Source organism: Nonomuraea sp. NPDC005730, from assembly GCF_040630865.1.
Classification (GTDB): domain Bacteria; phylum Actinomycetota; class Actinomycetes; order Streptosporangiales; family Streptosporangiaceae; genus Nonomuraea.
Window position 1 is genome coordinate 43,638 of record NZ_JBEXYK010000016.1, and the last position, 25,102, is coordinate 68,739.

At 71.3% G+C, this 25,102-nt stretch carries 28 protein-coding genes; 15 read left to right on the forward strand and 13 right to left on the reverse strand.

The annotated features are described in order from the left end of the window. The first annotated feature begins 3 nt into the window (after window positions 1-3). From ABZ444_RS20705 to ABZ444_RS20715, 3 genes are read left to right on the forward strand one after another with little or no spacing between them, the layout of a single operon-like run. A complete protein-coding gene (locus tag ABZ444_RS20705; protein ID WP_357999091.1) occupies window positions 4-963 on the forward strand; it encodes an ABC transporter substrate-binding protein in 960 nt (319 codons plus the stop codon). A 2-nt stretch (window positions 964-965) separates the two neighbouring features. Further along, on the forward strand, window positions 966-1,874 hold the full coding sequence (locus ABZ444_RS20710) for an amino acid ABC transporter permease (protein ID WP_357999094.1): 909 nt from the start codon (window positions 966-968) through the stop codon (window positions 1,872-1,874). Window positions 1,875-1,903: 29 nt separating this feature from the next. Beyond that, window positions 1,904-2,647, forward strand: coding sequence for an amino acid ABC transporter ATP-binding protein (locus tag ABZ444_RS20715; RefSeq protein WP_357985597.1), 744 nt, complete (start codon window positions 1,904-1,906; stop codon window positions 2,645-2,647). 40 nt (window positions 2,648-2,687) lie between these two features. Here ABZ444_RS20715 and ABZ444_RS20720 read toward each other — a convergent pair whose 3' ends face one another. The 3 genes from ABZ444_RS20720 to ABZ444_RS20730 form a co-directional block, all read right to left on the reverse strand. Beyond that, window positions 2,688-3,986 (reverse strand): hypothetical protein, encoded by a 1,299-nt coding sequence (locus ABZ444_RS20720; protein ID WP_357999097.1) that lies wholly within the window; start codon window positions 3,984-3,986, stop codon window positions 2,688-2,690. A gap of 87 nt (window positions 3,987-4,073) precedes the next feature. Continuing rightward, entirely contained in the window at window positions 4,074-4,712 is a 639-nt protein-coding gene (locus ABZ444_RS20725; protein ID WP_357999100.1) for a hypothetical protein, read from the reverse strand. A 25-nt stretch (window positions 4,713-4,737) separates the two neighbouring features. Next, window positions 4,738-5,523: a hypothetical protein gene (locus ABZ444_RS20730; protein ID WP_357999103.1), complete on the reverse strand. Its 786-nt coding sequence runs from the start codon at window positions 5,521-5,523 to the stop codon at window positions 4,738-4,740. Between the two features lie 294 nt (window positions 5,524-5,817). Here ABZ444_RS20730 and ABZ444_RS20735 point away from each other — a divergent pair, with 294 nt between their 5' ends. Genes ABZ444_RS20735 through ABZ444_RS20745 form a run of 3 tightly spaced genes read left to right on the forward strand, consistent with a single transcriptional unit; the run spans window position 5,818 to window position 8,881 of the window. Continuing rightward, window positions 5,818-7,416 (forward strand): PP2C family protein-serine/threonine phosphatase, encoded by a 1,599-nt coding sequence (locus ABZ444_RS20735; RefSeq protein ID WP_357999106.1) that lies wholly within the window; start codon window positions 5,818-5,820, stop codon window positions 7,414-7,416. Further along, entirely contained in the window at window positions 7,413-8,516 is a 1,104-nt protein-coding gene (locus ABZ444_RS20740) for a cobalamin B12-binding domain-containing protein (RefSeq protein WP_357999109.1), read from the forward strand. The genes ABZ444_RS20735 and ABZ444_RS20740 overlap by 4 nt, the downstream gene beginning before the upstream one ends. Further along, on the forward strand, window positions 8,513-8,881 hold the full coding sequence (locus ABZ444_RS20745) for an STAS domain-containing protein (RefSeq protein ID WP_357999112.1): 369 nt from the start codon (window positions 8,513-8,515) through the stop codon (window positions 8,879-8,881). The genes ABZ444_RS20740 and ABZ444_RS20745 overlap by 4 nt, the downstream gene beginning before the upstream one ends. Window positions 8,882-8,933: 52 nt before the next feature. On the opposite strand, the gene ABZ444_RS20750 is transcribed toward ABZ444_RS20745, so the two are convergent. Continuing rightward, complete coding sequence (locus tag ABZ444_RS20750) at window positions 8,934-9,416, reverse strand: STAS domain-containing protein (protein WP_357999115.1); 483 nt, start codon at window positions 9,414-9,416, stop codon at window positions 8,934-8,936. Window positions 9,417-9,568: 152 nt separating this feature from the next. Between ABZ444_RS20750 and ABZ444_RS20755 the strand changes: the two genes are divergently transcribed. Further along, window positions 9,569-10,558, forward strand: a complete 990-nt coding sequence (locus ABZ444_RS20755) for a lytic transglycosylase domain-containing protein (protein ID WP_357999118.1) — start codon at window positions 9,569-9,571, stop codon at window positions 10,556-10,558. A 25-nt stretch (window positions 10,559-10,583) separates the two neighbouring features. Here the strand turns inward: ABZ444_RS20755 and ABZ444_RS20760 are convergent, their stop codons facing one another. Further along, on the reverse strand, window positions 10,584-11,753 hold the full coding sequence (locus ABZ444_RS20760; protein ID WP_357999121.1) for an FAD-dependent monooxygenase: 1,170 nt from the start codon (window positions 11,751-11,753) through the stop codon (window positions 10,584-10,586). Between the two features lie 68 nt (window positions 11,754-11,821). On the opposite strand from ABZ444_RS20760, the gene ABZ444_RS20765 reads away from it, so the two are divergent. Next, window positions 11,822-12,391, forward strand: coding sequence for a helix-turn-helix domain-containing protein (locus ABZ444_RS20765; RefSeq protein ID WP_357999124.1), 570 nt, complete (start codon window positions 11,822-11,824; stop codon window positions 12,389-12,391). A gap of 22 nt (window positions 12,392-12,413) precedes the next feature. Here ABZ444_RS20765 and ABZ444_RS20770 read toward each other — a convergent pair whose 3' ends face one another. Then, a complete protein-coding gene (locus ABZ444_RS20770; protein ID WP_357999127.1) occupies window positions 12,414-12,761 on the reverse strand; it encodes a hypothetical protein in 348 nt (115 codons plus the stop codon). A 320-nt stretch (window positions 12,762-13,081) separates the two neighbouring features. On the opposite strand from ABZ444_RS20770, the gene ABZ444_RS20775 reads away from it, so the two are divergent. The 3 genes from ABZ444_RS20775 to ABZ444_RS20785 all read left to right on the forward strand — a co-directional run bounded on the left by ABZ444_RS20775 (window position 13,082) and on the right by ABZ444_RS20785 (window position 15,846). Then, entirely contained in the window at window positions 13,082-13,654 is a 573-nt protein-coding gene (locus ABZ444_RS20775) for an RICIN domain-containing protein (RefSeq protein ID WP_357999130.1), read from the forward strand. A gap of 97 nt (window positions 13,655-13,751) precedes the next feature. Beyond that, on the forward strand, window positions 13,752-14,624 hold the full coding sequence (gene sigJ, locus ABZ444_RS20780) for an RNA polymerase sigma factor SigJ (protein WP_357999133.1): 873 nt from the start codon (window positions 13,752-13,754) through the stop codon (window positions 14,622-14,624). Between the two features lie 64 nt (window positions 14,625-14,688). Continuing rightward, window positions 14,689-15,846, forward strand: a complete 1,158-nt coding sequence (locus ABZ444_RS20785; RefSeq protein ID WP_357999136.1) for an FAD-dependent oxidoreductase — start codon at window positions 14,689-14,691, stop codon at window positions 15,844-15,846. 50 nt (window positions 15,847-15,896) lie between these two features. Here the strand turns inward: ABZ444_RS20785 and ABZ444_RS20790 are convergent, their stop codons facing one another. Further along, complete coding sequence (locus ABZ444_RS20790) at window positions 15,897-16,562, reverse strand: helix-turn-helix domain-containing protein (RefSeq protein ID WP_357999139.1); 666 nt, start codon at window positions 16,560-16,562, stop codon at window positions 15,897-15,899. 98 nt (window positions 16,563-16,660) lie between these two features. Here ABZ444_RS20790 and ABZ444_RS20795 point away from each other — a divergent pair, with 98 nt between their 5' ends. After that, window positions 16,661-17,629 carry an NAD(P)-dependent alcohol dehydrogenase gene (locus ABZ444_RS20795; RefSeq protein ID WP_357999142.1) on the forward strand — a complete coding sequence of 323 codons (969 nt, stop codon included), beginning with the start codon at window positions 16,661-16,663 and terminating at the stop codon, window positions 17,627-17,629. 35 nt (window positions 17,630-17,664) lie between these two features. Here the strand turns inward: ABZ444_RS20795 and ABZ444_RS20800 are convergent, their stop codons facing one another. Then, complete coding sequence (locus tag ABZ444_RS20800; protein WP_357999145.1) at window positions 17,665-18,156, reverse strand: NUDIX domain-containing protein; 492 nt, start codon at window positions 18,154-18,156, stop codon at window positions 17,665-17,667. Window positions 18,157-18,422: 266 nt separating this feature from the next. On the opposite strand from ABZ444_RS20800, the gene ABZ444_RS20805 reads away from it, so the two are divergent. After that, complete coding sequence (locus tag ABZ444_RS20805; protein WP_357999148.1) at window positions 18,423-19,187, forward strand: SDR family oxidoreductase; 765 nt, start codon at window positions 18,423-18,425, stop codon at window positions 19,185-19,187. 113 nt (window positions 19,188-19,300) lie between these two features. Here the strand turns inward: ABZ444_RS20805 and ABZ444_RS20810 are convergent, their stop codons facing one another. Continuing rightward, on the reverse strand, window positions 19,301-20,464 hold the full coding sequence (locus tag ABZ444_RS20810) for an MFS transporter (RefSeq protein WP_357999151.1): 1,164 nt from the start codon (window positions 20,462-20,464) through the stop codon (window positions 19,301-19,303). Further along, entirely contained in the window at window positions 20,461-20,925 is a 465-nt protein-coding gene (locus tag ABZ444_RS20815; protein WP_357999154.1) for a GNAT family N-acetyltransferase, read from the reverse strand. Before ABZ444_RS20815 ends, ABZ444_RS20810 begins: the two co-directional genes overlap by 4 nt. A 26-nt stretch (window positions 20,926-20,951) precedes the next feature. Here ABZ444_RS20815 and ABZ444_RS20820 point away from each other — a divergent pair, with 26 nt between their 5' ends. Next, a complete protein-coding gene (locus ABZ444_RS20820; protein WP_357999158.1) occupies window positions 20,952-21,506 on the forward strand; it encodes a CGNR zinc finger domain-containing protein in 555 nt (184 codons plus the stop codon). Here ABZ444_RS20820 and ABZ444_RS20825 read toward each other — a convergent pair. The 3 genes from ABZ444_RS20825 to ABZ444_RS20835 all read right to left on the reverse strand — a co-directional run bounded on the left by ABZ444_RS20825 (window position 21,497) and on the right by ABZ444_RS20835 (window position 23,386). After that, window positions 21,497-21,961: a nuclear transport factor 2 family protein gene (locus ABZ444_RS20825; protein WP_357999161.1), complete on the reverse strand. Its 465-nt coding sequence runs from the start codon at window positions 21,959-21,961 to the stop codon at window positions 21,497-21,499. The two genes, ABZ444_RS20820 and ABZ444_RS20825, sit on opposite strands and share 10 nt — an antisense overlap. Further along, complete coding sequence (locus ABZ444_RS20830; protein ID WP_357999164.1) at window positions 21,958-22,617, reverse strand: SDR family NAD(P)-dependent oxidoreductase; 660 nt, start codon at window positions 22,615-22,617, stop codon at window positions 21,958-21,960. Before ABZ444_RS20830 ends, ABZ444_RS20825 begins: the two co-directional genes overlap by 4 nt. Before the next feature lie 253 nt (window positions 22,618-22,870). Then, on the reverse strand, window positions 22,871-23,386 hold the full coding sequence (locus ABZ444_RS20835) for a hypothetical protein (protein ID WP_357999167.1): 516 nt from the start codon (window positions 23,384-23,386) through the stop codon (window positions 22,871-22,873). 458 nt (window positions 23,387-23,844) lie between these two features. Here ABZ444_RS20835 and ABZ444_RS20840 point away from each other — a divergent pair, with 458 nt between their 5' ends. Then, window positions 23,845-24,528, forward strand: a complete 684-nt coding sequence (locus ABZ444_RS20840; protein ID WP_357999170.1) for a tyrosine-type recombinase/integrase — start codon at window positions 23,845-23,847, stop codon at window positions 24,526-24,528. Window positions 24,529-25,102: the final 574 nt, after the last annotated feature.

Genomic DNA, 25,102 nt, shown 5'->3' on the forward strand with positions numbered 1-25,102 from the left:
CTCGTGAACATCCGCACTCTCTCCGCCCTCGCCGCCGGCGCGCTGCTGGCCGCCACCACCGCCTGCGGCGCCCAGTCCCTGGACGGCGGCGGCGACGCCGCCCCCGCGGACGGCGGCGCGGCGGCGGTCACGCTCGACCAGGCCCCCACCGAGGAGAAGGCGGCCGACGTGATCAACGCCATCACCCCGGACCAGGCTCTCGCCGCCAAGGCGCCCGCCCGCCTGAAGACGCAGGGCCTGAAGGTCGTCACCTCCGTCGGCTACCCGCCCATGGAGCTGTACGCCAGCGACGGCAAGACGGCGATCGGCTTCGACCCGGCGCTGGCCAGGGCCATCGCCAGGAAGCTCGGCGCCAAGGTGACCATCTCCGACGAGGAGTTCAACTCCCAGATCCCCGGCGTGCTCACCGGCCGCTACGACTTCGTCATCTCCTCGATGAGCGACACGCCGGAGCGGCAGAAGCAGGTCACGTTCGTGGACTATGTGCAGGCCGGCGCCGGCCTGCTGGTCAAGAAGGGCAACCCGGCCAAGATCAGCGGCCCGGCCGACCTGTGCGGCAAGACGGTCTCCGTCGTCGACAACGGCTCGTCCATGGAGCTGGCCGAGGGTTACGACGCCGACTGCAAGAAGGCCGGCAAGACGGCCGTGAACATCCTGAAGTTCCCCGGCGACCAGGAGGCCCTGATCCAGGTCACCGGCGGGCGGGCGCAGGCCACCATCACCGACTACGTGGTGGCCGCCAGCAAGGCCGCCGACCCCAAGCTGGACGTCGAGGCGATGGCCCTGGAGGGCACCGAGAGCCCGTGGGGCATCGGCATGAAGCCGGACGACAAGGAGCTCGTCGATTCGGTGAAGGGCGCGCTCGACTCCCTCATCGCCAGTGGCGAGTACGCCAAGCTGCTGAAGGCGTGGAACCTGGACAAGCTGGCCGTCCAGTCCGCTGTCGTCAACGGCGGTAAGTGACCATGCGCACGGAGCCCTTCACCGGGCCGTCCGGGGAGCACGTCCCGGTCGCCAGGACGCGCCACTGGGGCCGCCTGCTGGCCGCGGCCGTCGTGACGGCGATCGCCGGCTGGCTGGTCTACCTGGTCGTGGTGAACCCGCGCCTCGACTGGGGCAAGGTCGCCGACTACCTGTTCAACGACCGCATCCTCGCCGGGGTCTGGGTCACCATCGAGATCTCGGTGCTGGCGACCGTGCTGGGACTGGTGCTCGGCGTCGCCGTGGCGATCATGCGGTTGTCGCACAACCCGGTGCTCAGCGGGCTGGCCACGCTCTACATCTGGTTCTTCCGCGGCACGCCGGTGCTGGTGCAGCTCATCTTCTGGTACAACCTGGCCTTCCTGTTCCCCGAGCTGGTGCTCAAGGTGCCGTTCACCATGATCGGCGTCAAGTGGGACACCAACGAGGTGATGACCGGTTTCACCTCGGCCATGCTGGGGCTCGGGCTGAACCTGGCGGCGTACTTCGCCGAGACCGTACGGGCCGGGATCCAGGCCGTCGACCACGGCCAGACCGAGGCCGCGTACGCGCTGGGCATGACCCCGGCCAAGCGGATGCGCGTGATCGTGCTGCCGCAGGCGCTGCGGATCATCATCCCGCCCACCGGCAACGAGTTCATCTCCATGCTGAAGACCACCTCGCTGGTCTACGTGGTGGCCGGGCACGACCTGATGACCAACGCCAGCCAGATCTACAAGGCCAACAACCTGATCATGGAGCTGCTCATCGTGGCGAGCCTGTGGTACATGCTGATGACCGCCGTCGCGACCTTCCTCCAGGGCCGCCTGGAACGCCGGTTCGGCACCGAGGCCGTACGGCTGGTCCGCGGCGGCGGGCTGGCGGCCCGGATCCTGCCGAAGGCGGCGGCGTGAGCCCCGTCGTGCACGCCACGGGCGTGCGCATGGGCTTCGGCGACACGCAGGTGCTCAACGGCGTCGACTTCACCGTCGCGCCGGGCGAGGTGAGCTGCGTGATCGGGCCGTCCGGATCGGGCAAGTCGACCTTCCTGCGCTGCGTCAACGGGCTGGAGCCGGTGCTCGGCGGCAGCCTGCGGGTGCTCGGCGAGGAGGTCGGGCACAGCCTGCGCGAGGGCCGCTACCGGCCGTGGACGCCCAAGGAGTTCGCCGTCTTCCGCCGCCGGATCGGCATGGTGTTCCAGCGGTTCAACCTGTTCGCCCACCAGAGCGCCCTGGAGAACGTGGCCTGCGCCCCCGTCCACGTCCTCGGCGTCCCGGCGGAGCGGGCCCGGGCGACCGCGATGGAACACCTGGAGCGCGTCGGCCTGGCCGCGCACGCGCACAAGCGGCCCCACCAGCTCTCCGGCGGCCAGCAGCAGCGGGTCGCCATCGCCAGGGCACTGGCGATGAGCCCGGAGCTGATGCTGTTCGACGAGCCCACGTCCGCGCTCGACCCCGAGCTGGTGGACGAGGTGCTGGAGGTCATGCGTGGCCTGGCCGCCGACGGCATGACGATGGTCGTGGTCACCCACGAGATCGCCTTCGCCAGGGAGGTCGGCGACCGGCTGGCCTTCTTCGCCGACGGCGTCGTGGTCGAGAGCGGCCCGCCGGCCGAGCTGCTGGCCAACCCGGGGCACGAGCGGACCAGGGCCTTCCTGTCCAGCGTCCTGACCCAGGACCGCACCTGACACAAGGGGGCTCCGCCCGCCGGAGCCCCCTTCCCCTTCTTCAGGGGTCGCACCGACGTCGACCGGGCTCGCGCGCGCTGAACCGGAGGAAACCGGCCGTCTGCGTCACGACGACGAGCAGCGAACCGGCGATCAACGCCAGCCACAGGCCCCGCAGCCCCCACGCCCCCGCCGCCGGCCCCGCCACGGACGCCACCAGGCCGTTCCCGAGAACGGCCGACCCCAGCGTCCAGGACGACCGCCTGAGCGCCGTCAGCCCGGCCGACATCACGATCGCGCAGTGGTCGGCCAGGGCGTGCACCACCGACAGCGGTACCAGGCCGACGGCGACGGCGAGCACGGCGGCGTCCGAGGTGAACAGCCCGAGCACCGCCTCCCCCAGGATGACCAGCACCAGCCCGCCGGCCAGCACACCGGCGGCGGCGATCGTCAGCGCCGCCCGGTTGAGCCTGCGGGCCTCGCCCGGCAGGGCCGCCCTGGCGATCTCCGGCGTCGCGGCCTGCGCGACCGCGACGCCGGCCAGCCCGAGGAATCCGTGCAGCGACAGCAGGATGGCGTGCGCGGCCGCCCCCTGTGCCCCGGTCCGCGCGGCGGCGTACGTCACGCCGCCCATGACCGCGAACTTCACGACGAGCGTGGCCGACATCGGGACGCCCACCCTCGCCATCCGCAGGATCTCCCGCCACCGCGGCCGGCCCGGCCACGACGACCGCCCGCCCAGCTCGGGCAGGCGCAGCAGCAGCGTGTTGGACACGGCGACGGCCATGGCGGTGGACGCCACCAGCGCCACCCCGCTGCCCTGGACGCCCATCCGCGGCACCAGGACGAGATGCAGCACCACCCCCGTGGCCGTGCTGGACAGGCTGGACCAGAGCACCAGGCGACCGCGCCCGAGCGCGACCAGCACGCCGCCGGCGCCGCTGCCCGCCGAGTACAGCAACACCTGGAGCGCCAGCAGCGGCGGCAACGCCCCGAACTCGGCCACCACCTCGCCGGGCGCCCCGCCGAGCCGCGCGATCAACGGGACGCCGAGCATGACGCCCGCGCCGGCCGTGCCGAGGCCGACGGTGAGCCACCGCGCGTCCTTCAGGACGAGCAGCGCCTCCGCCGGACGGTCCCGGCAGGCGGCGACGAACGGCACCATCCCCCGCAGACCACCCGACACCGCGGCCGTCACGGGCGTGAGCACCGCGTTGACCAGCGCGAAGGCCGCCAGTTGGGCCGTGGCCTGGCGGCCGAGGAGGGAGGTGGTGATGAGCTGGGCGACGATCCCGGCGCTCATGGACAGGAAGAGCGGGACGGCCGCGGCGAGCAGCGCGCGATGAGGTGAGGAAGGCATGAAACGCAAGATCCCGGGGAGCGCCTGCCCGCCGGGATGCATGATCATTATACCGGTACGCCGCCCGCCCTGTCTGCCCTTCGCGTCTCAGCCGCCCTTGGGGTCTACCGGCTGAAGGGGACGTCCGGAGCGGCGGTCGAGGGTGACCGTCTGCCCGCGCCACCACTCCCGGTCGTCCCCCGGCCGGTCGTCCAGGCGTACGTGGGCGGGGTCGAGCCAGGTCACCCTGGGCAGGCCGTCGTCGGGTCCGGCGGTGAAGCCCTCCGTCAAGGGCCATTCGCGTGTCAGCAGGCCGTCGTTCCTGCGGACCACGAGCCTCCAGTCGGGGACGATCCAGTCGTCGGACAGCACCCGCACCTCCAGCCCGCTGCCGTCCGGGCCGGGGATGGTGGAATGCACCCGCATGCCGGTCACGAGACCGGCCGGTCCGGCCACCGCCCAGATCATCACGAGCGCGACGACGGGCCCGCGCGGACCGCCGCCGAAGGCGAGCGCCCCCGAGACGACGACCAGGCTCGCCGCCAGCGTCCCCAGCAGGAGCGGCCGGTCGAGCAGCACGTAGTGCCCGAGGCCGCCGACCAGCGCGCCCGCCACCGCGACCGCCGCCAGGACGAGCAGGCCGGCGGCCACCCGCGCACGCGAACGCGAGCTCGGGCCGGCGCCCGGCTCCTGGTGGTCGTCCATGTCCATCGAGGTTCTCCGCGGCTCGGCCGGTTCAGCCTCCATCGAGGTTCTCCGCGACTCGGCCGGTTCAGCCGAACCTGACCTCCAGCCTGATCCGCTGGTTGGTCCCGCTCTGCTCGAAGTCTGCGGTGACCTGCGGGCCGAAGGAGGCGGAGCCGGTCAGCTTCACCTGAAGCGGGTAGACCTTGCCGCTGGTGGCCGAGCGGTAAGTCGCGGCGATCCGGTACCGCCCCAGGGGCACGTCGACCACCGCCCAGCCGCTGTCGGTGTAGACCGGTCGGCGACCGGAGACGACCTTGCCCTCGCTGCCGTCGATCAGCGGGCCGACCGGGGTCATCGTCAGCCGTACGTTCTCCTGGTCGACGTCTTCCGGAAGGTTGTCGAACCAGAGGTTCGTGGCGACCAGGCCGCCGTAGAAGCGGCCGTCGGCGCCCGGCCGCCTGCCGGTGACGCGCCAGGTGAAGTTCCGCACGCCGCCGGCGCTCGCCCGGACGGAACCGGTCGAGGAGGGCTCAAGGTCGAAGGTGTACTGCCGTCCGTGGAACTGCCGCGTCACCGAGGCGCTGACCAGCCAGGACGACGGCTCGCGGGGCAGTTGCGTGCGATAGAGGCCGTTGCCGTCGCTGTGCAGCACGATGTCGCTGTTGTAGTAGCGCCGGTCCTTCACCACGACCTTGGCGCCCTGGACCGGCCGACCGGCCGAGTTCACCACCTTGCCCCGCACGACATAGGCCGCCGCGCCGACGGTCGCGTCGGCCGCGTCGGCGGGGCCCGCCGCGCAACCGAGCACCGCGCTCAGGACGAGCGTCGCCCCCGTCCTGCCCAGAACCGACCGGGTCCTCGTCTCGCCCATCTTCTCCCCGTCCGCCGACTGCGTTCTGCCTGACCGGTCAGACCCTGGCCGCAGTTCCTTGGAAACGACTGGAAACCACTGGAGACGGCCGGTCGGGGACGCTCGGCCGGGCCGTCCGCGGCTGGGGCGGTGGGCGAGCCTCGGCTACAGTGGAGAGAAGAAGGTGCATAAGCAACCATGATTCAGGGAGGCAGAGCCCGTCGCGGCGGGCTCGTTGTTTTGAGAGGTCTGACGAGCAGTCCGGGGCAGGACGAAACCGGGGCCGTGTGGCGCGCCGCCCCCTACCCGGTTCTGGTGGTGGACACCGCAGGTGTCATCGCCCAGGCCAACGACGCGGCGCTGCGGCTGCTGCCCGAGGCGGTCCCCGGCGCGGCACTGGCGGACAGCGCTCCCGACTGGCTCTCCCACGCCCACGACTTCGCGACCCATCCCTTCGACGTCGCTCCCTCCGACGGCGCTCCTCCGGACACTGCTCTTCCCGACGGTGTGCGCGGTCCCATCGGGGCGGCCACGTTCGAGGCGCGTCCGGTCCGCGACGGCGACGCGATCGTCTGGTGGCTGGCCGACGCCACCGACCTCGAACGCGCCACCCAGGCCCTGCACCTCGAACGCGAACGGACGTCGTTCCTCGACAAGGCCTCCAGCGAGCTGCTGTCCTCGCTCAACCTCGACCGCTGCCTGGAGGTGACCGCCCGGCTGGCCGCCCGCCACCTGGCCGACGCCGCGCTGGTCATCCTGCCGCCCTACCGGCGCAGGCACCCCATCGCGTACTGCGGGCCGGACGGCGTCGTCGTCCGGGAGGAGCTGGCCGTCGATCCCGAGGCCGTGCCCGGTCTCGCCGAGGCGCTGCAGGGCTACCCGCCCCTGCCCTCCCGCTGGATCGACCCCGCCACCGCCCCCGGCTGGCTGACCCGCGACGGGCTCGGCGAGATCGGCTCGATGGTGGTGACCGCACTGCCCGGCCACGGCGTCCCGGCCGGGGCGCTCGTGCTGCTGCGCGGCAGCGGCCAGGCGTGCTTCTCCGACGGCGAGGAGGTCTTCGCGCGGCTGTTCGCGGCCCGCGCGGGGGCCGCGATGTCGGCCGCCCGCCTGTACGCCGAGCAGGCCGACATCACCGAGACCCTCATGCGCGAGCTCCTGCCGCCCCGCGTGCGGAGCCTGCACGGCGTCGAGGTCGCCGCCCGCTACCGTCCCTCGGAGCACACCGCCCGCGTCGGCGGCGACTTCTACGACCTCCACCCGCCCGCCGAGCCCGGCCAGGAGTCGCTGGTGGTGCTCGGCGACGTGGCCGGCAAGGGCCTGGAGGCAGCCGTGCTCACCGGCAAGATCCGGCACACCCTGCAGGCCCTGCTGCCGATGGCCGGCGACCATCAGCGCATGCTCGAACTGCTCAACGGCGTTCTCATCAAGGGCGGCGACCGCTCCCGCTTCGTCACGCTCGTCCTGGCCTCGATCCAGCGGGCCGGCAACCGCGTCTCGCTCCGCGTCACCAGCGCCGGCCACGCGCCGCCGCTCGTCGTACGCGGCGACGGGCGCGTCGACGTGGCCAGCACCAAGGGCACCCTCATCGGCATGCTCGACCGCGTCACGAGCGTCACCGACACCGTGGTCCTCGAACCGGGCGAGACCTGCCTGCTCTACACCGACGGCATCACCGAGGCCATGGGCGGCCCGCTGGGCGCCGAGATGTTCGGCGACGAGCGGCTGCAGGAGGAGTTGCGGCAGTGCGGCGGCATGCCGCCCGAGGCGATCACCGAACGTGTGGAGATGTTGTCCTCCCAGTGGGTAGGAGGTGGCGACCGCGATGACATGGCCGTCATCGCCATCACCGCGCCGCGCGGGGCACATCTGAGCGCGGTCGGAGGACACGGACGGGGAAGGTTCACCGCATGACGCACGCAGACGGACTCTCCGCCTGGCGCGAAAAACTCTGGAACGCCGCCGTCGCCGGCGACGAGTACGCCGCCACGGACGCCGCGCTCGCCGCGCTCGACCAGGACATCTCGCTGGAAGCCCTGCTGCTGGGCGTGGTCGCCCCCGTACAGGCCCGCGTCGGCCTGGAGTGGGAGAGCAACCAGATCACCGTGACGCAGGAGCACACCGCCACCGCCGTCAACGAGCGGGTGCTGGCCGCGCTCGCCCACCACCCCGCCGCCCGCGCCACCGCCGCGAACGGCCCGGCACTCGGGCGCATCGCCGTCGCCTGCATCGACGGCGAGTGGCACGCCATGCCCGCCCGCATCCTGGCCGAGGTGCTGCGGCTGCGCGGCTGGCAGGTCGACTACCTCGGCGCGCAGGTGCCGACGCCCCACCTCATCACCCACCTCCACCGCACGGCCTGCGACGTGGTGGCGCTGTCCAGCTCCATCCCCACCCGGCTGCCCGGCGCCCACGCCGCCATCACCGCCTGCCAGGCGACCGGCACGCCGGTGATGGCCGGCGGCGCCGCGTTCGGACCGGACGGCCGCTACGCCCGCCTCCTCGGCGCCGACGCCTGGGCCGCCGACGGCGCCACCGCCGCCGACCGCCTCGCCGCCGGGCCGCTGCCCCGCCCCGCCGCCCCCCGCCAGGCCGTGGACGACCTGCCGCACCTGGACGACCAGGAGTACACCATGGTCAGCCGGTCGGCCCGGAGCCTGGTCAGGGACGTCATGGGCGGCCTGGAGGAACGCATCCCGGCGATGGCGGACTACACGCCGCAGCAGCGCAGGCACACCGCCGAGGACATCCTGCACATCGTCGACTTCCTGGCCACCGCGCTCTACGTGGACGACCCCAGGCTGTTCACCCGATTCCTCACCTGGACGGCCGGCGTCCTGACCGCTCGCGGCGTCCCGGCGGGCACGCTGCTGCCGGCTCTCGACCTGCTGGGCAGGCGGCTGGAGGACTTCCCGCGCGCCTCGGCCCTGATCGCTCACGGGCGCGACGCCGTAAGCGCCGCCGCCTCCCCGACCGAACACACCCCGCTCCCCGGCCACGGAAAGATCGCATGACCGCCTTCGCCCCCGACCCGCTGACCCTCGTCCAGGCCACGCCCCGCCCGGGGGTGCTGCACGTCGCCGTCACCGGCGACCTGGACTACAACACGGCGCGAGAGCTCCTGACCACCGCGCTCGCCGCGCTCGCCGACGGCGGCCTGACCGACCTGCACCTCGACTTCGACGGCCTGCACTTCTGCGACTCCAGCGGCCTGTCGGCGCTGCTGATGATCCACCAGCACGCCGTGACGGCCGGCACCCGGCTGCACCTGGAGCAGCGCCCGCGGGTGCTGGAGCGGCTGCTGGACGTCAGCGGCACGTACGAGCACCTCACCGGCGCCCCGGCCGGCGTCACCCAGCACTCCTTCACCCACGACTGACCGGGGACGTCCGCCCGCGGCTCCGGAGGCCCCGAGGCGGCCCCGGTGGGGTTCAGCCGGCCGCGGCCTGGTCGGCCGTGTCGGCGGCCCTCGTGCGGCGCAGGATCGCCGCCCCGGCCATCGCGGCGGCCACCGTGTCGCCCATGGCGATGTGGTCGGCCAGCCCCGTACGCCGCATCATGTTGGTGCAGATCGGCGGCGGCCCGGCCACCGCCAGATCGCCGCCGGCGTCACGCGCCTGCTTCCACAGCGCGATGACGACGGACAGCCCGGTGGAGTCGAAGAACTCGATGCCCCGAAGGTCGAGCACGACCATCGGCGCCGCGCTCCCGCTGTTCCCGTCGTTGCCGCTGTTCCCGTCGTTGTCGCCGCCGGCCACGACGCCGAGCGCCCATTGCCGGAACTCGGGTTTCTGCATGAAGTCGAGCTCCCCGCTCAACGCCATGACCAGGCACCCGTCCGCCTGTCTCGTCTCCGCCCGCAACCGGGGCCCTCGCCAGCTCGTCTCGTCTTCTCCGCCGTCGATGCCGCTCACCTCCCGGTGGTTCCTCTCCTACCCGGCCGATCACCGGCCACGCCGCCGCATTGTGAGAAGCGTACGCATCCCAGGTGTCGAGTGCCGCCCGCCGGAGCGATACGAGGCGAGATGTCCGGTATGAAGCTGTGGGACAGGTAGGTTGGCCGACCATGGACGACCTCCGACGCCCGTTCCGCGCCCGCCCGCCGAAGCCCCGCACCGGCCGTGGCCGTACGCTCGCCTGCCTCCTGCTGGTGAGCGCGGCAGTCGCCGGGACGGGCGGATGCGGCGGCACGGCCACGACCACCGCCCCCTCCGCGCCTTCCGTCCCCTCCTCGGCCGCCGCGAAGGCGACGGACGCCTCCCCGTCGGCGACGGCGAGCGCCGGCGCCTCCGCCGGCCAGGCGCTCCCCGCCCCCGGCGCGCCGCTCCCCACCGACCCCGCCCGCCTGGCGACGGCCCTCCGCGACACGACCACCGCCCTGAACGCGGCCATCGACCGCTGGCGCCCCTCGACGGGCACCCCGCCGCGGGACGTCGAGCTCCTGGCCCTCTACCAGCAGCGCCTCTACCGCCACGCCGCCCGCCACCGCACCCTGGCCGACCGCGCCTTCGCCCGCCTGCCCGCCGCCCTCGCCGCCCAGGCCAAGGACAACGTCAGCGCCCTGCGGGAACTGCTCGCCCTGACCCGTCCCATCAAGCCGTCCGCCGTGTTCAAGGTCCAGGCGGCCCGCCCGGCCGCCGAACTGCTCGGCCACTTCAAGCGGGCCGAGCGCCGCTTCGGGGTGGAATGGGAGGTGCTGGCGTCGGTGATGTTCGTCGAGACCAAGTTCGGACGGGTGCGCGCCGACAGCCACGCCGGAGCCCAGGGCCCCATGCAGTTCATGCCGGCGACCTGGCGCGCGTACGGGATGGGCGGCGACGTCCAGAACCCCCGGGACGCCGTCATGGCCGCGGCCAACTACCTCCACGCCAGCGGCGCGCCCCGCGACTACCGGCGGGCCCTGCACGCCTACAACCCGTCCCAGGCGTACGTGGACGCCGTCCTCCTGCACGCCCGCCAGATGCGCCGCGACCCGCGCGCGTACTACGCGTACTACAACTGGCAGGTCTTCGTGCTCACCACAGCGGGCGAACGCCGCCTGACCGGCCCGAAGTAACCCCGGCCGCCGGGTCCCGGTCGCGTCACCGGACCGGGCTGTACTCCGGCAGGGGGCGGGCGTTCCTGCTCCGGACGCGGCGTTCCACCGCCCCCACGGCCTTCATCAGCGGGAGCCGGACCAGGGCGTCCCGGACACATCGCCCGCCCTCGGTTCTCGGCACCATGAGCCGGACGTTCGGGCCGATCTGCTGCTTCCTGCCCACCAGCGGGCGATGGACGGCCTCGTACCGCGCGAAGGCGACACGGTGATCACCACCGGCGGCGGCGAGCTCCCCCGCCAGCCGGTACGCCCCCACCAGGGCCAGCTCGGCGCCCGCCCCCGAAGCCGGCGAGGCGCACCAGGCGGCGTCGCCGAGGAGCACGACGCGGCCCTCGGACCAGGAGTCCATGTGCACCTGGCCCAGCGCGTCGAAGTAGAAGTCGGGGTCGGTCAGGGCCGAGTCGAGCAGCTCCCGGGTACGCCAGGACGTCTCGTCCCCGAACGTCCGGCTCACCAGCCGCTTGTGCTCGGCGACGTCCCGGTGGTCGTAGTCCAGCGGCGCGGAGCGGAAGATGAAGTACGCCTTGGCCTGCGCGTGGTTGCCCGACCGGTAGATGCCGGCCATGCGGCCCGGCGTGTTGAACATCGTGACCCAGCGGTCCTCCCCGAGCGCGGCGTCGGCGTCGGCGAAGGCGAAGTAGTGGTCCTTGTGCCGGACGAACTGCTCCTCCGGCCCGAAGGCCAGCCGCCGCACGTGGGAGTGCATGCCGTCGGCGCCGACGACCAGGTCGAAGGTGCGGGCGGGTGCGTGCTCGAAGGTGACTCGCACACCCTCCTCGTCCTGGTCCAGGCCGCTGATCGCGTCGCCGAACAGGATCTCCACGTCGGTCGCCGCGCGCAGCAGCGCCACCAGGTCGCCGCGCATGATCTCCACCGAGCCGGGGTCGCGGGTGTCGACGCGGGCGACGGGCCGGCCGCCGGCGTCCACGAACTTCATGCCGTGCACGTCGGTGGCCAGCGCGCGCACCTGCGGCATGATGCCCATCCTCGCGGCCACCTCGACGGCGTGGTCACGCAGGTCCACTCCGTTGCCGCCGGCGCGCAGGCGCGGGGCGCGCTCGACGACGGTGGGCCGGAAGCCCAGCCGGGCCAGCCAGTGAGCCAGGGCCAGCCCGGCGAGGCCGGCTCCGGAGATCAGGATCCGCTCGTTCACTGAAGGCTCCTCGCGGTACAGTAACTGAAATAAGCGTTCCAGTTAACTATGTGGAATGAGCATTTCAGTTGTCAACACCCGCCGAGCCCAAGCGCCGTGCCGACGCCGTGCGCAACCGCCGACTCGCCCTCGACGCCGCCATGACACTGCTGGCCGAACCCGGTGCGACGCTCACCGTCGAGGCCATCGCCAAGCAGGCGGGCCTGGGGGCCGCGACCGTCGTACGCGCCTTCGGCGGCAAGGACGCCCTGCTGGACGCCGCCGTCTCCGGGCTGCTCGAACCGGTCGTCCGGCGGGCCCGCGAGCTGCTCGCCGAGACCACGGCCTACCAGGCCCTGCAGACCTTCCTCGGCGAGCTGATCGCGTTCCAGACCGCCCACCACGCCGTCAACGACCAGCTGGACGGCCTGGACCTGCCGGCCACCACCGCCCTGCGCGCCGGACTGGTCGCCGCCGTCGAGGAGATGATCGAGGGGGCGCGGCGCGAGGGCGCGATCCGCACCGACATCGACCCCGCCGTCGTCACGACCCTCCTCGGCCGGACCGCCCTGGCCGTCGCCCGCGCCCAGCCCCCTTCACAGGCCCTCGCCGACGCCTACCTCACCGTGCTGCTGGACGGCCTGCGCCCCACCCGGTGACACGCTCGGCCCGCCTGCCGCATCACTTCTTGATGCAGTATTCGATCTTCGCGGCGGCCATCGTGATGTTGACGACCCGCTTGCCCAGCCACTTGTTCTGGAAGTCGCAGAAGTAATCCCAGGTGCCATCGCTGTAGTCGATGTACCCGGACCAGCCGCCGGGCTCCAGCTTGTAACCCTTGGAATTGAGCGAGTGGTCACCGCTGCAGTTCTGGCTCCAGCTGCCGATGCTGCCGTCCGACTTCCAGTACTTGTAGACCAGGTAGCTCGACTGGCACCAGGCCGACGCCGACGCGGCGGCCGGGCCGGGGGTGGCCACGATCGCCAGAGCCGCTCCGGTGGCGGCCGCCACGGCGAGCAGTTTCCTCATCCGCTTTCCCGTTCCGAACATTTCTCGTCCTCTCCGGCCGCGCGGAACCACGGCGACACGAATGTTCAGCGATTTCACCGGGCCCTGTTCGCCCCGACGACGCAAAGCCTGCCCCACCCGGAACCCGCCCCACAATGCCTTTTAGCCCAGGCTAAAAAGGCCGCCACCTGCCCGGCAGGCCCGCCTGATTGGCGATTCATTGAATACGCCTTGACCCGGACCGAGATAGGCTTGAGCACCATCTCTGCGGATAAGAGCAGTGAGGGGGAATCGAAATGTCGAAGCCCAGAACATTCCTGAACGCAATCACCGCGGCATTCTTGGCATTCGCCGTTCAACCGCCCGCGCTCGCCCATGCGGACAGCAGTCGCGACCGAGGCCCCGACACCTGGATCACGAACCCGATCACCGGCGGACAGCTCTTCGTCGACATCCCCAACACCTGCCGTTACAACATCGAGAACCCTGAGTGCGTCCTCGGCTCACGCGTCCGGCTGGGCGCCCGGGTCGGCGGAAACTACCACTCCTTCTTCTTCGAGAGCCCGCCCGGCGGCGGCAGCGGCGACCTGATCAAATGGACCAACCTGAACGGCACGAAATGCCTCGACGTCGCGAACGACGGCAGGGGCAACGGCACACCGGTGGTCCTGTGGGGCTGCCACGGAGGCCCCAACCAGCAGTGGGTGACGAACGCGTTCTACAAGGGGCCGCACAAGGGCTTCAGGATTCTGGTGAACGTCAGCAGCGGCAAGTGCCTCGACGTCGAGAACGGGGCCTACCCCAACTGGCCGCGCCCCGACGCCCCGCTCCAGATATGGGACTGCTTCCATCCCACGGACCTGCGAAAGGCGGCCAACCGCGTCAACCAGGTCTGGGAGTACCGGCGAAGGTGACAGCGGGCTGCGGCCTGCCCCTGGTCGCGGCCCGGCTCACAGCAGAATCCTAGAATCGGCGGTCGAACACTGATCCGAGAAGGGCTGGGGGCGCAGCGTGGAGCCGAGCGGTGCGCCGGCCGGGGCCGACTGGCAGTCGCATCGCTCCGCCGTGTTCGGGGCGGCCTACCGGATCCTCGGCAGCGTGGCCGAGGCCGAGGACGTGACGCAGGAGGTCTGGTTGCGCGCCGCCGCAGCCGACCTGTCCGACGTGCGCGATCTGCGGGCCTGGCTGGTGACCGTGGCCGCCCGCACGTCCTACAGCGTGCTCAAGTCGGCGCGGGTCCGGCGGGAGTCCTACGTCGGGCCCTGGCTCCCCGAACCGCTGCTGACCGTGCCCGACGCCGCCGCTCAGGTGCTCGTGGACGACTCGGTGGGCACCGCGATGCTGGTGGTCATGGAGACGCTCACCCCGGCCGAGCGTGTCGCGCTGGTGCTGCACGACGTCTTCGACTTCCCGTTCGCCCGGATCGCCGAGGTGCTCGGCAGCACGCCCGCCGCCGGCCGTAAGCTCGCCTCCCGCGCGCGGGCGCGGGTCGCCGCGGTCAAGGAGCGGCCCAGGGCGTCAAGGGCCGAGACCGAACGCCTGCTCAGGGCGTTCAAGGCGGCCGCCGACGCGGGGAACATGGCTGAGCTGGTCGAGCTGCTGCACCCCGAGGCCGTCTACGTCGCCGACGGCGGCGGCGAGCTGACCGCCGCGCGCAGGCCGGTCCACGGGGCCGGGACGATCGCCCTGCTGGCGGTCAGGCAGATCGAGATCAGGCGTCCCGACGCGTTCCAGATCATCGAGGTCAACGGGCAGCCGGCCCTGGCGACCTACCGCGGCGGCGAACTGGTCTGGCTCGACACCGTGGAGATCGCCGACAGACGCATCACGACGTTGCGGAGACTGGCCAATCCCGCGAAGTTCCCCCACATCGGTCACATCTGAGCCCGCTGTCTTGTCTCCCTGCCGCCCCCGGGTCACCAGGGGCAGGCTGAGAGAGGACGACACCATGGCACACGTTGTGATCATCGGAGGCGGTTTCGCGGGCGTGTGGAGCGCGGCGGGCGCGGCACTGGCACGCGAGCGGGCGGGTGGAGCCGCGGACCTGCGCATCACGCTGATCGCGCCGAACGAGCACCTGGTGCTGCGGCCACGCCTGTACGAGCCGGAGCCGGACCTGGCCAAGGTGGAGCTGCGCAGGATCCTCGGGCCGATCGGCGTCAGGCACCTGCGCGCCTCGGTGAGCACGATCGACACCGGCCGCCGCACGGTGGTGGCCGACGGCGCGGAGATCGGCTACGACCGCCTGGTGCTGGCGGCCGGCAGCCGGCTGGTACGGCCCCACGACCTGCCCGGCGCCGAGCGGCTCTTCGACATCGACACCCTCGACGGGGCCCGGCGGCTCACCGGCTTCCTGCGCGACCGGGAGGACTTCACGGCCGTGGTCGTCGGCGCCGGGTTCACCGGCCTGGAGGCCGCGACCGCGCTGGCCGTCCGCGGCCGGGTGCTGCTGGTGGACCGGTCGCCGGTGGTCGCTCACCAGCTCGGCCCGGGCCCGCGTCCGCAGATCGAGGCGGCACTGGACGAGCTGGGCGTCGAACGCCGTCTCGGGACGACGGTGACCGAGGTCGGCGAAGGGTACGCCGTCCTGTCCGACGGCACCGAGGTCGAGGCGGACGCGGTGGTCTGGTCGGTGGGGATGCGGGCCAGCGAGCTCACCCGGCAGATCTCCGCCGAGCTCGACCACCTCGGCCGGATACCGGTGGACCGGCGGCTGCGCGCACTCCCCGAGGTGTTCGTCGCCGGGGACACCGCGGCGGCGGCGTTCGACGCCGAGCACACGGTCATGCAGGCGTGCCAGCACGCCACCCCGCTCGGCAAGGTCGCCGGGTACAACGCGGCGGCCGACCTGCTCGGCGTGCCACCGCGCGACTTCACCCCCGGCCCGTACGTCACCTGCCTGGACCTGGGCGACGCCGGCGGGATCTTCACCCGCGGCTGGGACCGCAGGGTGATGGCCTCGGGCGCCGACGGCAAGGACATCAAGGTACGGATCAACCAGGCGATCCACCCGCCGGTCGACGACGCGGAGAAGATCCTCGCCGCCGCCGACCGCGTGCACATCGAGCTGCCCTTCTTCCCCCGCGACAAGGAGACCGCCGGCTGAACCCCGCCCGCCGCCACGAGCGGCCGGGGTCGTCCTGTCGGGCGTCGGCGTCAACGGCCGCTCCGCTCGTTCCCCGGCCTCGCCGCCGCGTGGGCCGTACTGGACGACGTCGGGGCCAGGTGGCCGAGCGTGAGGGGCGGCGGGGGCGGCAGGGGCTCGGCGTGGTCGGCGCGGAAGGACTGCAGCAGATACGCCACCAGCCGCCGCGACGCCGCCGCCACCCCCTCCCCGGCGCCGGCGCCGGCGACGATGCCGCAGTTGGCCCTCAACAGCAGCACCAGGTCCGCGGAGGCGAAATCGGCCCGCAGCCGCCCGGCGGCCTTGGCCCGCCGCACCACCTCCGCGAAGCCTCGCTCGGCCCGCTCCCGGGTGCGCTCGTAGTCGACCGCGTCGGGGAACGCGGTGAGGAAGGCGTCGGTGAACCCGCGGTCGGCGACCTGCATCGCGCACACCTTCTCGATCGCCCCGCAGAAACCGTGCCAGGGATCCGGGTCGGCCAGCGCCTCGTCCACGACCGACGCGCACGCCGCCAGTTCGTCCGCGAACACCTCCGTGATCAGGGACTCGCGTGATGGGAAACGCCGGTAGAGGGTGGCCACGCCGACCCCGGCGCGCCGCGCGATCGCCACCATCGGCACGTCCAGACCGCGCCTGGCGAACGTCTCCCGCGCGGCCTCCAGGATGCGCGCCCGATTGTGCCGCGCGTCGGCCCGCATTTCCCTGTCGGGCGCCAACTGAGAGCGAGGAATGGGCATCTTTCTCACATTAGCCTAAATGGAGAGCCCCGTCCGTTTAGCGGGCTAGCGTCGTCCACATGGAGACGAACGAGATGCGCGCGGCCCTGTTCGACCGGTACGGACCGCCGGAGGTCCTGTACGTGGGCACGGCGCCCAAGCCGGCCCCCGCCCCCGGACAGGTGCTGGTGCGGGTGCACGCCGTCAGCGTGAACGGCGGCGAGCTGCACGGCCGGGCGGGCAGGCTGCGGCCGGTGACCGGGCTGGTCCAGCGGGGCTTCCCGAAACGGGTCGGGCTCGACCTCACCGGCGAGATCGTCGCCCTGGGGGCCGGGGTCACCGGCCCCCGGGTCGGCGACCGGGTGTGGGGCACGCTGGGCCGCGCGTTCGGCAGCGCCGCCGAGTACGTGGCGGTCCACCCCCGCCGCCTGTCCCCGGCCCCGGCGTCCGTCGACCTGGTGGCGGCCGCGGCGCTCCCGGCGGGCACGACGGCCATCACGGCGCTGCGCGACCAGGCCGGGCTCAGGCCGGGCGACCGGCTGCTCGTCCGCGGCGGCAGCGGTGGCGTGGGCGCTGTCGCGGTGCAGCTCGGCAGGGTGCTCGGCGCCCACGTCACCGCCCTCGCCGGGGCACGCAACCTCGACCTCGTCCGCGACCTCGGCGCGCACGAGGCGTATGACTACGCCACCGTCGCCCCGGCGGATCTGGGCAGGTTCGACGTGATCCTGGACACCGCCGGCACCGAGCACGCCGCTTTCCGCCGCCTGCTGACACCGTCCGGCCGCATGGTGGCGATCGCCTTCGATCCGCGCAGGATGGCGGCGTCCCTGGCGTACATCGCCGCCTCGGCCGTCCACGGCCGGCGGCGCGTGCGCTTCTTCAGCGGCAACCCCACCACCCGGCTCCTCACCGACCTCACCCGGTACGTGGACAGCAGCGCCATCCGCCCGGTCGTGGACACGGTCTTCCCGCTCGACGACATCGCCGCGGCGCACCGGACGTTGGAGGCGGGCGGCGTACGCGGCAAGGTCGTCGTGCGGATCGCCTGAGAGCCGTACCGGCCCCGGGCGGGCGGGTACGGCTCTCACGAGGGTCGATGGCCGTCACCTGCCCCTGCCTCTTCCAGAGCACGGAAGGAGATCCGGGTCGCGGCCAGGTCGGGATCGCGGACGTGCTTCTTCGCCTCGGACTCCGGAACCACCCGCCGGTGCCGTATCTCGAACTCCGGCGCCCATTTCGCGAGCCGGACCTCCGCACGCCAGTAGGAGCGGACGAGGACCAGGCCGAGCTCGCGCCCGCGCACGCATTCGCTGCGGGAATACCCGAGCAGGCGGCTGCCGATGACCGTGACGCACGCCTCTTCGAGCATCTCCCGGCGCAGGGTCTCCTCGACGGTCTCCGTTCCTTCGGGCCGCCCGGCGGGGAAACCCCAGTGCTCACCGTCATGGCTGATGAGGACCAGCTCATCGGCAGCCGTCACGCAGATGCCGGCGGCTCCGTGAGCCCTGCCTTCCGGCGGGTCGTCGGCCGGGTGCCAGGACACCTGCCAGTCCTGGCCGTTCGAACGCACGGGCATCCGCTCCCCGTCACGAGCAGGGACAAAAGATGCCATACGACTCTCCCCGGACACGTCTGATCGCTCACAGACATTGAAGACCGCGTTCGGGTCACTCGGAAGCCCCCTTCTCAGCGGCCTCCCGCCCGCCGACCGCATTGCCTCCGCCCGGTGACGCACACCACATCGTCACACCGTCACAGGATCCCCGGGAGCGGAGTCTCCATGGACGGCGCGGCGACGCCCGCGACACATCACCTGCCCGGCAAGGAAAGGAAGTCCAACCCATGAACGAGTACACGTCACAGCCGAAGGTGGCCCTGATCACCGGCGCGAACAAGGGCATCGGCCGCGCGGTCGCCGAACTGCTGGCCGCACAGCAGGTGACCGTCCTGGTCGGCGCCCGTGACGCGCGCCGCGGCGAGGAGACCGCGGCGGCGATTCGCGCCACGGGAGGCGACGCGCACGCGCTCGAACTGGACGTCACCACCCCTTCCACCGCCCAGGCGGCCGCCTCCTGGATCGACGACCGCTTCGGCCGTCTGGACGTGCTGGTCAACAACGCCGGGATCACCGGATCAGGCCAGGCCGCGCCCCAGGACGCCCTCGACCGCATCCCCAGCGCCGTCGACGTGGAGGTGGTCCGCGAGGTGTTCGACACCAACGTCCTCGGAGTGATCAACGTGACCAACGCGGTGCTCCCGCTGCTGCGGCGATCCCCCGCCGCCCGGATCGTCAACCTCTCCAGCCACGCCGCTTCGCTGGCGCTGACCGCCGAGGTCGACGGGCCCTTGTCGGGGCTGCCCTCGGCGGCCTACTCGCCGTCCAAGACCGCGCTGAACGCGCTGACCCTGCAGTACGCGAACGAGCTGCGTAAGGAGAACATCCTGGTCAACGCCGCCGCCCCTGGATACGTCGACACCGACATCAACGGCCACAGCGGCTTCCTCACCCCGGCGCAGGGCGCGGCCGTGGTGGTGCGCCTGGCCACCCTCGGCGAGGACGGCCCGACCGGCGGCTTCTTCAGCGAGGACGGCCCACTGCCCTGGTGACGATCCGGCATGGGGCCGACCGTGAAACGGGTCCGGGCCGGTTCCCGCCGTGGCGGCGTTCGCGGAGACGCCGGACGTCGTCCGAGAGCTGCGGCGACGGCCGTCCGAACTGGTCACAGCCGGGTGGTCGTCGCCATGGTGACGGCGGTCAGCGTGGCGAGCAGGGCCCAGGCGGGCGTGAAGCTGCCGGTCAGGTCCGTGAGCAGGCCGAGCACGGGTGGCGCCAGAATGACCGCCACCTGGTTGACGGCCATGGCCAGGCCGAGGGCGAATCCGATGTGGTCCGGCGGCGCCGATTCGGCGGCGTAGGCGACCCAGGGGCCGTACCAGCCGATGCCGAAGAAGCCGAGCCAGATGAACAGCAGGCACGCCGCGACGGATGATCGGCCGACGGGGGTGGCCAGCACCGTCATCCCGATGATCACGGCAGCCAGACATGTCACGACACAGGCGTAGCGGCCGGATCCGTGCCGGTCGCTCCAGGCCGCCAGGCAGATACGGCCCAGCGCGCCCGCGCACTGGACCGCGACGTAGACCAGGGCCGCCGAGGCGGCGTCCATGGACGCCACCTCGTGCAGGTACAGCACGGTGAGAACGCCCACGCCGCTGTGCATCGACACCATGCTCGTGCCGGACAGGATGATCTTCTTCAGGTACGGTTCGCGGAGCAGCTCCAGCCGCACGCGGGACGCGGTCGGCACCGGGCGCCGGCCCGGTGGGCGGCGGTAGAAGGCCATGAAGACGACGGCGCCCGACAGTGCGACGAGCGCGCCGACCACGAGCGTCGACCGCCATCCGAAGGTCGTCGCCAGTACGGGAAGCACGAACGCGGCGAGGACGCCGCCGAGCGGAAGTCCCGCCTGACGGATACCCATGGCCAAGCCACGCTTCGAGGCATCGAACCAGGACGCCACCGACTTGCCGCCGCCCGGCTGAACGGCGCTGTACCCCGCACCGACGATCAGCAGGACGACGAGCAAGGAGACGTACCCCGAAACCGTGCTGCCGGCGGCCAGCGCGACGGCGACCACAAGAGCGCCGATCCCGACGACCCAGCGTTCGTCGTGGCGGTCCAGCAGCCGTCCCGCCACGAGCAGTCCGGCCAGAGGTAGCAACTGGGCCGCCGACTGCAGCAGGCCCAGCTGGGTCGTGCTCAGCTTCAGGTCCCGTTGCAGGTGGACACTCATCGCGCCGATGCCCTGCACGAAGAACGCGGCCGCGGCCTGGGTGAAGGTCGCGACACCCAAAATGATCCAGCGGTATCGCGATGTCCTCACGGCTTCCAGCACAACAGGGGGTCGGGGTGGTCGGCGAAGTCGAGTTGCCGGTAGAGCGGTTCCGCCTCGCGGGAGGCGGTGAGATCGACCCGTACGGCGTCCCGGTCGCGGAACCAGTCGAGCAGGCCGAGCATGATCGCCCGGCTGTGCCCACGCCGCCGGTACGACGGGTCGGTGACCATGCCGATGACGTGGCCGATCCTCCCGTTGCGGGAGTGGGGGCCGGGGAACCACTGTTCGATCGTGCCGATGCCGCAGGCGGCCAGGCCGGTGTCGCCGTCCACGACCAGGATCTGACAGTCGGGTTCGGCCAGCTTCTGCCTGAAGACCCGGGCGAGCGCGTCGCGCCAGTCGTCATCGGCGTTCGCGGGGTTGAAGAAGTCGCCGCCGAGGTCGTCGAAAAGCAGTGCCCGAAGGCGGACGAGTTCCGGAACGTCCTGCTCCGTCGCTGTTCGCGTCATGACGTACAGGCTGATGTAATGAGCTTGTGCACCTCAACCCTTACGGCGCGGACGTGGTGAATTTCGCCGCGGAACTGGCGAACCGCCCACCGGCGAGCGCCGAGGAACTCGCCCACCGCTGCCGTACGGCCGGTCTGGTGCTGGAACGCCCCGTCGAACCGTCGGATCTCGACCAGACCCTCGCCGTCATCGACGCCTGGACGCACGTCGTCGACGCCGCGGGCGAGCGCGAGAAGGCCGAGCTGGTCAACGAGATGCTGGCCCGGTCGTCCGCCTACCCCCGGCTGACCGACCACGCCCATGGCTGGCACCTGCACTATCGCGACGACCTGCAGCCGCTCGGCGCGGTGCTGTTCGCGCTGATCTCCGTCGGCACGGCGATGCACCTCGTCAGCCGGGGCATGGACCGGCTCGGACGGTGTGCTGCCACCGGCTGTGACACGATCTTCGCCGACACCTCACGCACCGCACATCAGCGTTACTGCTCCCCGCCGTGCGCCAACAGAGACGCGGTACGCCGCCACCGCGCCCGCCAGTCCCAGCCGTCTCAAGAGCGGCCCTGGATGGGGGTTCACGAATAGGTCTGACCTCGGGCGCAAGAGGGACTGAGAAGATCGCTTCCCGGCGCGGCGTCGATCGTTTCCCGGTCCGCCGAACCTCGGCCCACGTGAGGTGTGGAAGCGTGGTACTGGTGGATGAGCCAGATGCCGCCCGTCCGTTCGGCCACGATGGACAGGCATATCAGGTGGACGTCACCGGTAGGCGCGGTGAAGGCCACCTCCGCGAATCCGTGCACGGTCTCCTGGCTCAGCCGGCCACCGGCCACCACCTTGACCTGTGCCGTCGTGCCGCGGACGACCCTGGCGTAATAGTCGAAGACGTCCTGCGGGCCGCGTCCCAGCTGCGGACTGATGCCCTGGAAGAGCGCGTCCCGGCTGAACAAGGCAGCGATCTCGGCCGGGCGGTGTGCGTTGAAGGCCTGCTGCCAGTCGTGGAGCAGCCTGGTGAGAACGTCTGTCGCCCCGGTGCCGGTCATCGCGGGGAACCCGCGTGCAGAGCTTCCCGCGTCCACCGGTGTCGTGGCTGCGTGTGCAGTCGCCAGTAGTGCTCGGCGATGTCGTCAGGGTCGAAGTCGGTACCCGGGGCGACCGGGCCCGCCACAGTGATGCTCGCCACGTGCACCCCGGCCGGGCCGTACTCCTGGTCGAGCAGCGTGACCAGGGTACGGACACCCGCCTTGCCCAGGGAGAGGCTCACATACTGCGGCTTGGGCTCGGGCATGCCGCCCGTGATGAGGATCGTTCCATGCCCGCGTGCCGCCATGGCGGGCGCGACGTGAGCCGCGGCGTTGAGCGCGCCGACCACGTTCACCGCCCAGGCCTCCAGATGACCGCGTACCGACAGCTCGCCCGGCGCGTCCGCCTGGATGATCGCGGCGTTGTACACGACGACGTCCGGCACGCCGTGCTCGCGGACAACCTCGTCAAGCGCGGCGTTCAGCCCGGCCTGATCCGTGCTGTCGGCCTGCAACGTGACAACTGGGACTCCACTGCGAGCGACAGCCTCGGCCGCGGCACGCAACGTCCGGTCACTCCGGGCGATCAGCGCCATCGGCAACCCCTCCCCGGCGAATCTCCGAGCCACCGCCTGCCCGATCCCCGGACCTGCACCAATGATCACAGCACCCGACATCGATCTACTCCTCACTTTCTGGACCAGCGATGCTCGGGACGGTAAGGCGTCACATCCATGTGAAGGTCAAGGGGGAAGGAACCGAACGCGGATCGGCGAGCTGCCTCACGCGACCGGGGCGAACAGAGGCGGTCACGGTGATGATCGCTTCCCGCAACACAACTGATCGTTTCCCAGCTGTTCGGCGCTTCGACAGCGCTCTGCCTGCGGCACACATCGGCGGGGAACCGGGAGGTCACGCATCACGTGAGGCTCAGGGGCCGTCGGACCAGATGTACCAGGGGCCCGCGAAGTGCTCATACCCTCGCTCTTCTGGATCCGGTACCCGATCCGGGATGTAGGCGAAGCCGTAGCGCTTCCAGTTCATCGTGAGCTCGGTGACCATGAACCTGGCCCCACCGGGGATCTTCTCCACTTCGTCCACCCGATACAGGCCCAACCATCGATCGCTGGCATAGTCGCTGCGCACTGACCGGGCGTAGCGCTCCAGGCTCGGCTCTGACAGGGCGAAGCGCGCGCGAAGGGGCGCGTCGGTCATGACGAGCAGCACCGTGCCCAGCACCAGTGCGAGCGGGACGAACATCCAGGGCGTCCGCCCCCGCCGACCCCACAGCCACGACCAGACAATGGCGAGCGCCAGCCAGTACGGCACCAATGCCAACGCCCAGACGGACAGGCCGGGAGCGCTCACCGCAAAAAGCGTCAGGAGCGAAGCGAGTCCGATCGCCCCGGTGAAGAGCAGAGCGCGGGGGTTGCGAATCAGGCCCATGGGGCGATCTTGCCCGACACCAGGATCAGTCGCAGCAGATCCTCTCCTTGCATCACCCGATCTCGGCACCTGGGCAGGTTCGGCCGGGACCGCCCTGCTGAGCCCACACTGCCGGAGCGCGTACGTGCGGCAATCTGCACCCCGGTGTAGCCCACCTCGAAGAACTCGGACACGCCATCCCGCACTTCCGTGGACGACGGGCACCCGGAGATGAGGGGATTCGAACCCTGACCCCTCGATGCGAAGCTACTTGACCATGATCTGCATCAGGGCGAACATGCCCCGTGACCTGCGCCGGAAGCGTTCTTGAGGTCGTGAACGCCCGAGCGTGGTCGCCACGATCGTCACTCCATACGTCACCCAGCAGGATGCCTCGTCATGGCGAAAAGGACGCCGCCGGAGGAGCCGCCGCACTGCCCTTGCAGTCCGCTCAGGTGGCCGCTCAGCCCTCCGTCGACATGGACAGCACACCGCCGTCCACCATGGCCTGTCGCTCGGTCCAGGAAGGATGCGACACCAAGACCAAGAAGTCCCGCCGCACCCTGGCCATGCCGAGGCGCTGCGTGGACGCCCTCAAGCTCCACCGTGAACGCCAGGACGTGGCCAAGAAGGCAGCGCGTGACCGCTGGCAGGACAGCGACCTCGTGTTCGCGTCCAAGGTGGGCACGGAGCTCGACGCGCACAACGTCCGCCGCTCGTTCCGGGCCGTCCTCGAAAAGGCCGGCCCCGCCCCGAAGGACTGGACACCGCGCGAGATGCGGCACAGCTTCGTCTCACTGCTCTCCGACTCAGGCATGCCCATCGAGGCCATCTCACGCCTGGTCGGCCACCGCAAGCAGCTCCGCCCAATGCTCCTGGAAGGAGCAGAGGCCATGGACCGGATCTTCCCGGAAAACTATGTGATCTTCCACCTGTACGCCCCGACCCTCGATGCCGCTCAGGAGGCCAACGGCGCCGGCTTTGGTCTGCGCCCCCAGGTCGGGAAGCCTTCCCCGGAGTCTCCTGACAGCTGGCCGGTGACCTGCGAGGCAAACGCCGTGATCTCACCCGACTTCGTACGGGAGACAGGCAACCTGTTCGACGACCTGGCAGCTCGCCATCACGGCCAATACGACGGATGGCAGGCCGCGGCCACCCCGTGAGGCATAGTCACTCAGTTGGTCACCCAGTAATACAGAAGGCCGCTTCCGATTTCACGGAAGCGGCCTCTGACCTGGGTGGAGATGAGGGGATTCGAACCCCTGACCCCTTCGATGCGAAGGAAGACAAGCATGTCCGGGGAGGTCGATATGGGTCGATCGGGGCGCCTCTTACCTCTTGCAAGGCCCCAAGGAGGAAGCAGAACGACTGAAGGAGTCGCAAGGCGGTGGCTCCCCAAATTGGCTCCCGTGGCTTCCTCCATGCCGAGGGAGAAGTCCTCATTCCCACCCAGCATCGAAGGCTCAGTGGCCGAACGACGCCCCGACGCCTGCGAGGCCGACCGATCTCGCATTCGGCACCAACATCCGCTTCTGCAGCTCGCACCCATACTGAGCCAGAGCGATCCCCGCGCGTGCAGGGCCGACCGCTCGGCCCGTACGACGTCGCCGCGTACGACAAATGATCCCCGCGCGGCCGACTTCACCGCCAGCCACAAGCTCGCGCTTATGAATGGAAGATCCCCGCAGGTGCGGGGCCGACGCCGTGGCAGCACCATTCCACACGTAGAGGCCGGGA

Excerpts from the sequence above, each read along its gene's own strand:
- ABZ444_RS20710 (WP_357999094.1), top strand. The coding sequence starts at position 966 with ATGCGCACGGAGCCCTTCACCGGGCCGTCCGGGGAGCACGTCCCGGTC.
- ABZ444_RS20715 (WP_357985597.1), top strand. The coding sequence starts at position 1,904 with ATGGGCTTCGGCGACACGCAGGTGCTCAACGGCGTCGACTTCACCGTC.
- ABZ444_RS20720 (WP_357999097.1), bottom strand. The coding sequence starts at position 3,986 with ATGCCTTCCTCACCTCATCGCGCGCTGCTCGCCGCGGCCGTCCCGCTC.
- ABZ444_RS20725 (WP_357999100.1), bottom strand. The coding sequence starts at position 4,712 with ATGGAGGCTGAACCGGCCGAGCCGCGGAGAACCTCGATGGACATGGAC.
- ABZ444_RS20730 (WP_357999103.1), bottom strand. The coding sequence starts at position 5,523 with ATGGGCGAGACGAGGACCCGGTCGGTTCTGGGCAGGACGGGGGCGACG.
- ABZ444_RS20740 (WP_357999109.1), top strand. The coding sequence starts at position 7,413 with ATGACGCACGCAGACGGACTCTCCGCCTGGCGCGAAAAACTCTGGAAC.
- ABZ444_RS20745 (WP_357999112.1), top strand. The coding sequence starts at position 8,513 with ATGACCGCCTTCGCCCCCGACCCGCTGACCCTCGTCCAGGCCACGCCC.
- ABZ444_RS20755 (WP_357999118.1), top strand. The coding sequence starts at position 9,569 with ATGGACGACCTCCGACGCCCGTTCCGCGCCCGCCCGCCGAAGCCCCGC.
- ABZ444_RS20770 (WP_357999127.1), bottom strand. The coding sequence starts at position 12,761 with ATGAGGAAACTGCTCGCCGTGGCGGCCGCCACCGGAGCGGCTCTGGCG.
- ABZ444_RS20785 (WP_357999136.1), top strand. The coding sequence starts at position 14,689 with ATGGCACACGTTGTGATCATCGGAGGCGGTTTCGCGGGCGTGTGGAGC.
- ABZ444_RS20790 (WP_357999139.1), bottom strand. The coding sequence starts at position 16,562 with ATGCGGGCCGACGCGCGGCACAATCGGGCGCGCATCCTGGAGGCCGCG.
- ABZ444_RS20795 (WP_357999142.1), top strand. The coding sequence starts at position 16,661 with ATGGAGACGAACGAGATGCGCGCGGCCCTGTTCGACCGGTACGGACCG.
- ABZ444_RS20800 (WP_357999145.1), bottom strand. The coding sequence starts at position 18,156 with ATGCCCGTGCGTTCGAACGGCCAGGACTGGCAGGTGTCCTGGCACCCG.
- ABZ444_RS20805 (WP_357999148.1), top strand. The coding sequence starts at position 18,423 with ATGAACGAGTACACGTCACAGCCGAAGGTGGCCCTGATCACCGGCGCG.
- ABZ444_RS20815 (WP_357999154.1), bottom strand. The coding sequence starts at position 20,925 with ATGACGCGAACAGCGACGGAGCAGGACGTTCCGGAACTCGTCCGCCTT.
- ABZ444_RS20825 (WP_357999161.1), bottom strand. The coding sequence starts at position 21,961 with ATGACCGGCACCGGGGCGACAGACGTTCTCACCAGGCTGCTCCACGAC.
- ABZ444_RS20830 (WP_357999164.1), bottom strand. The coding sequence starts at position 22,617 with ATGTCGGGTGCTGTGATCATTGGTGCAGGTCCGGGGATCGGGCAGGCG.
- ABZ444_RS20835 (WP_357999167.1), bottom strand. The coding sequence starts at position 23,386 with ATGGGCCTGATTCGCAACCCCCGCGCTCTGCTCTTCACCGGGGCGATC.
- ABZ444_RS20840 (WP_357999170.1), top strand. The coding sequence starts at position 23,845 with ATGGACAGCACACCGCCGTCCACCATGGCCTGTCGCTCGGTCCAGGAA.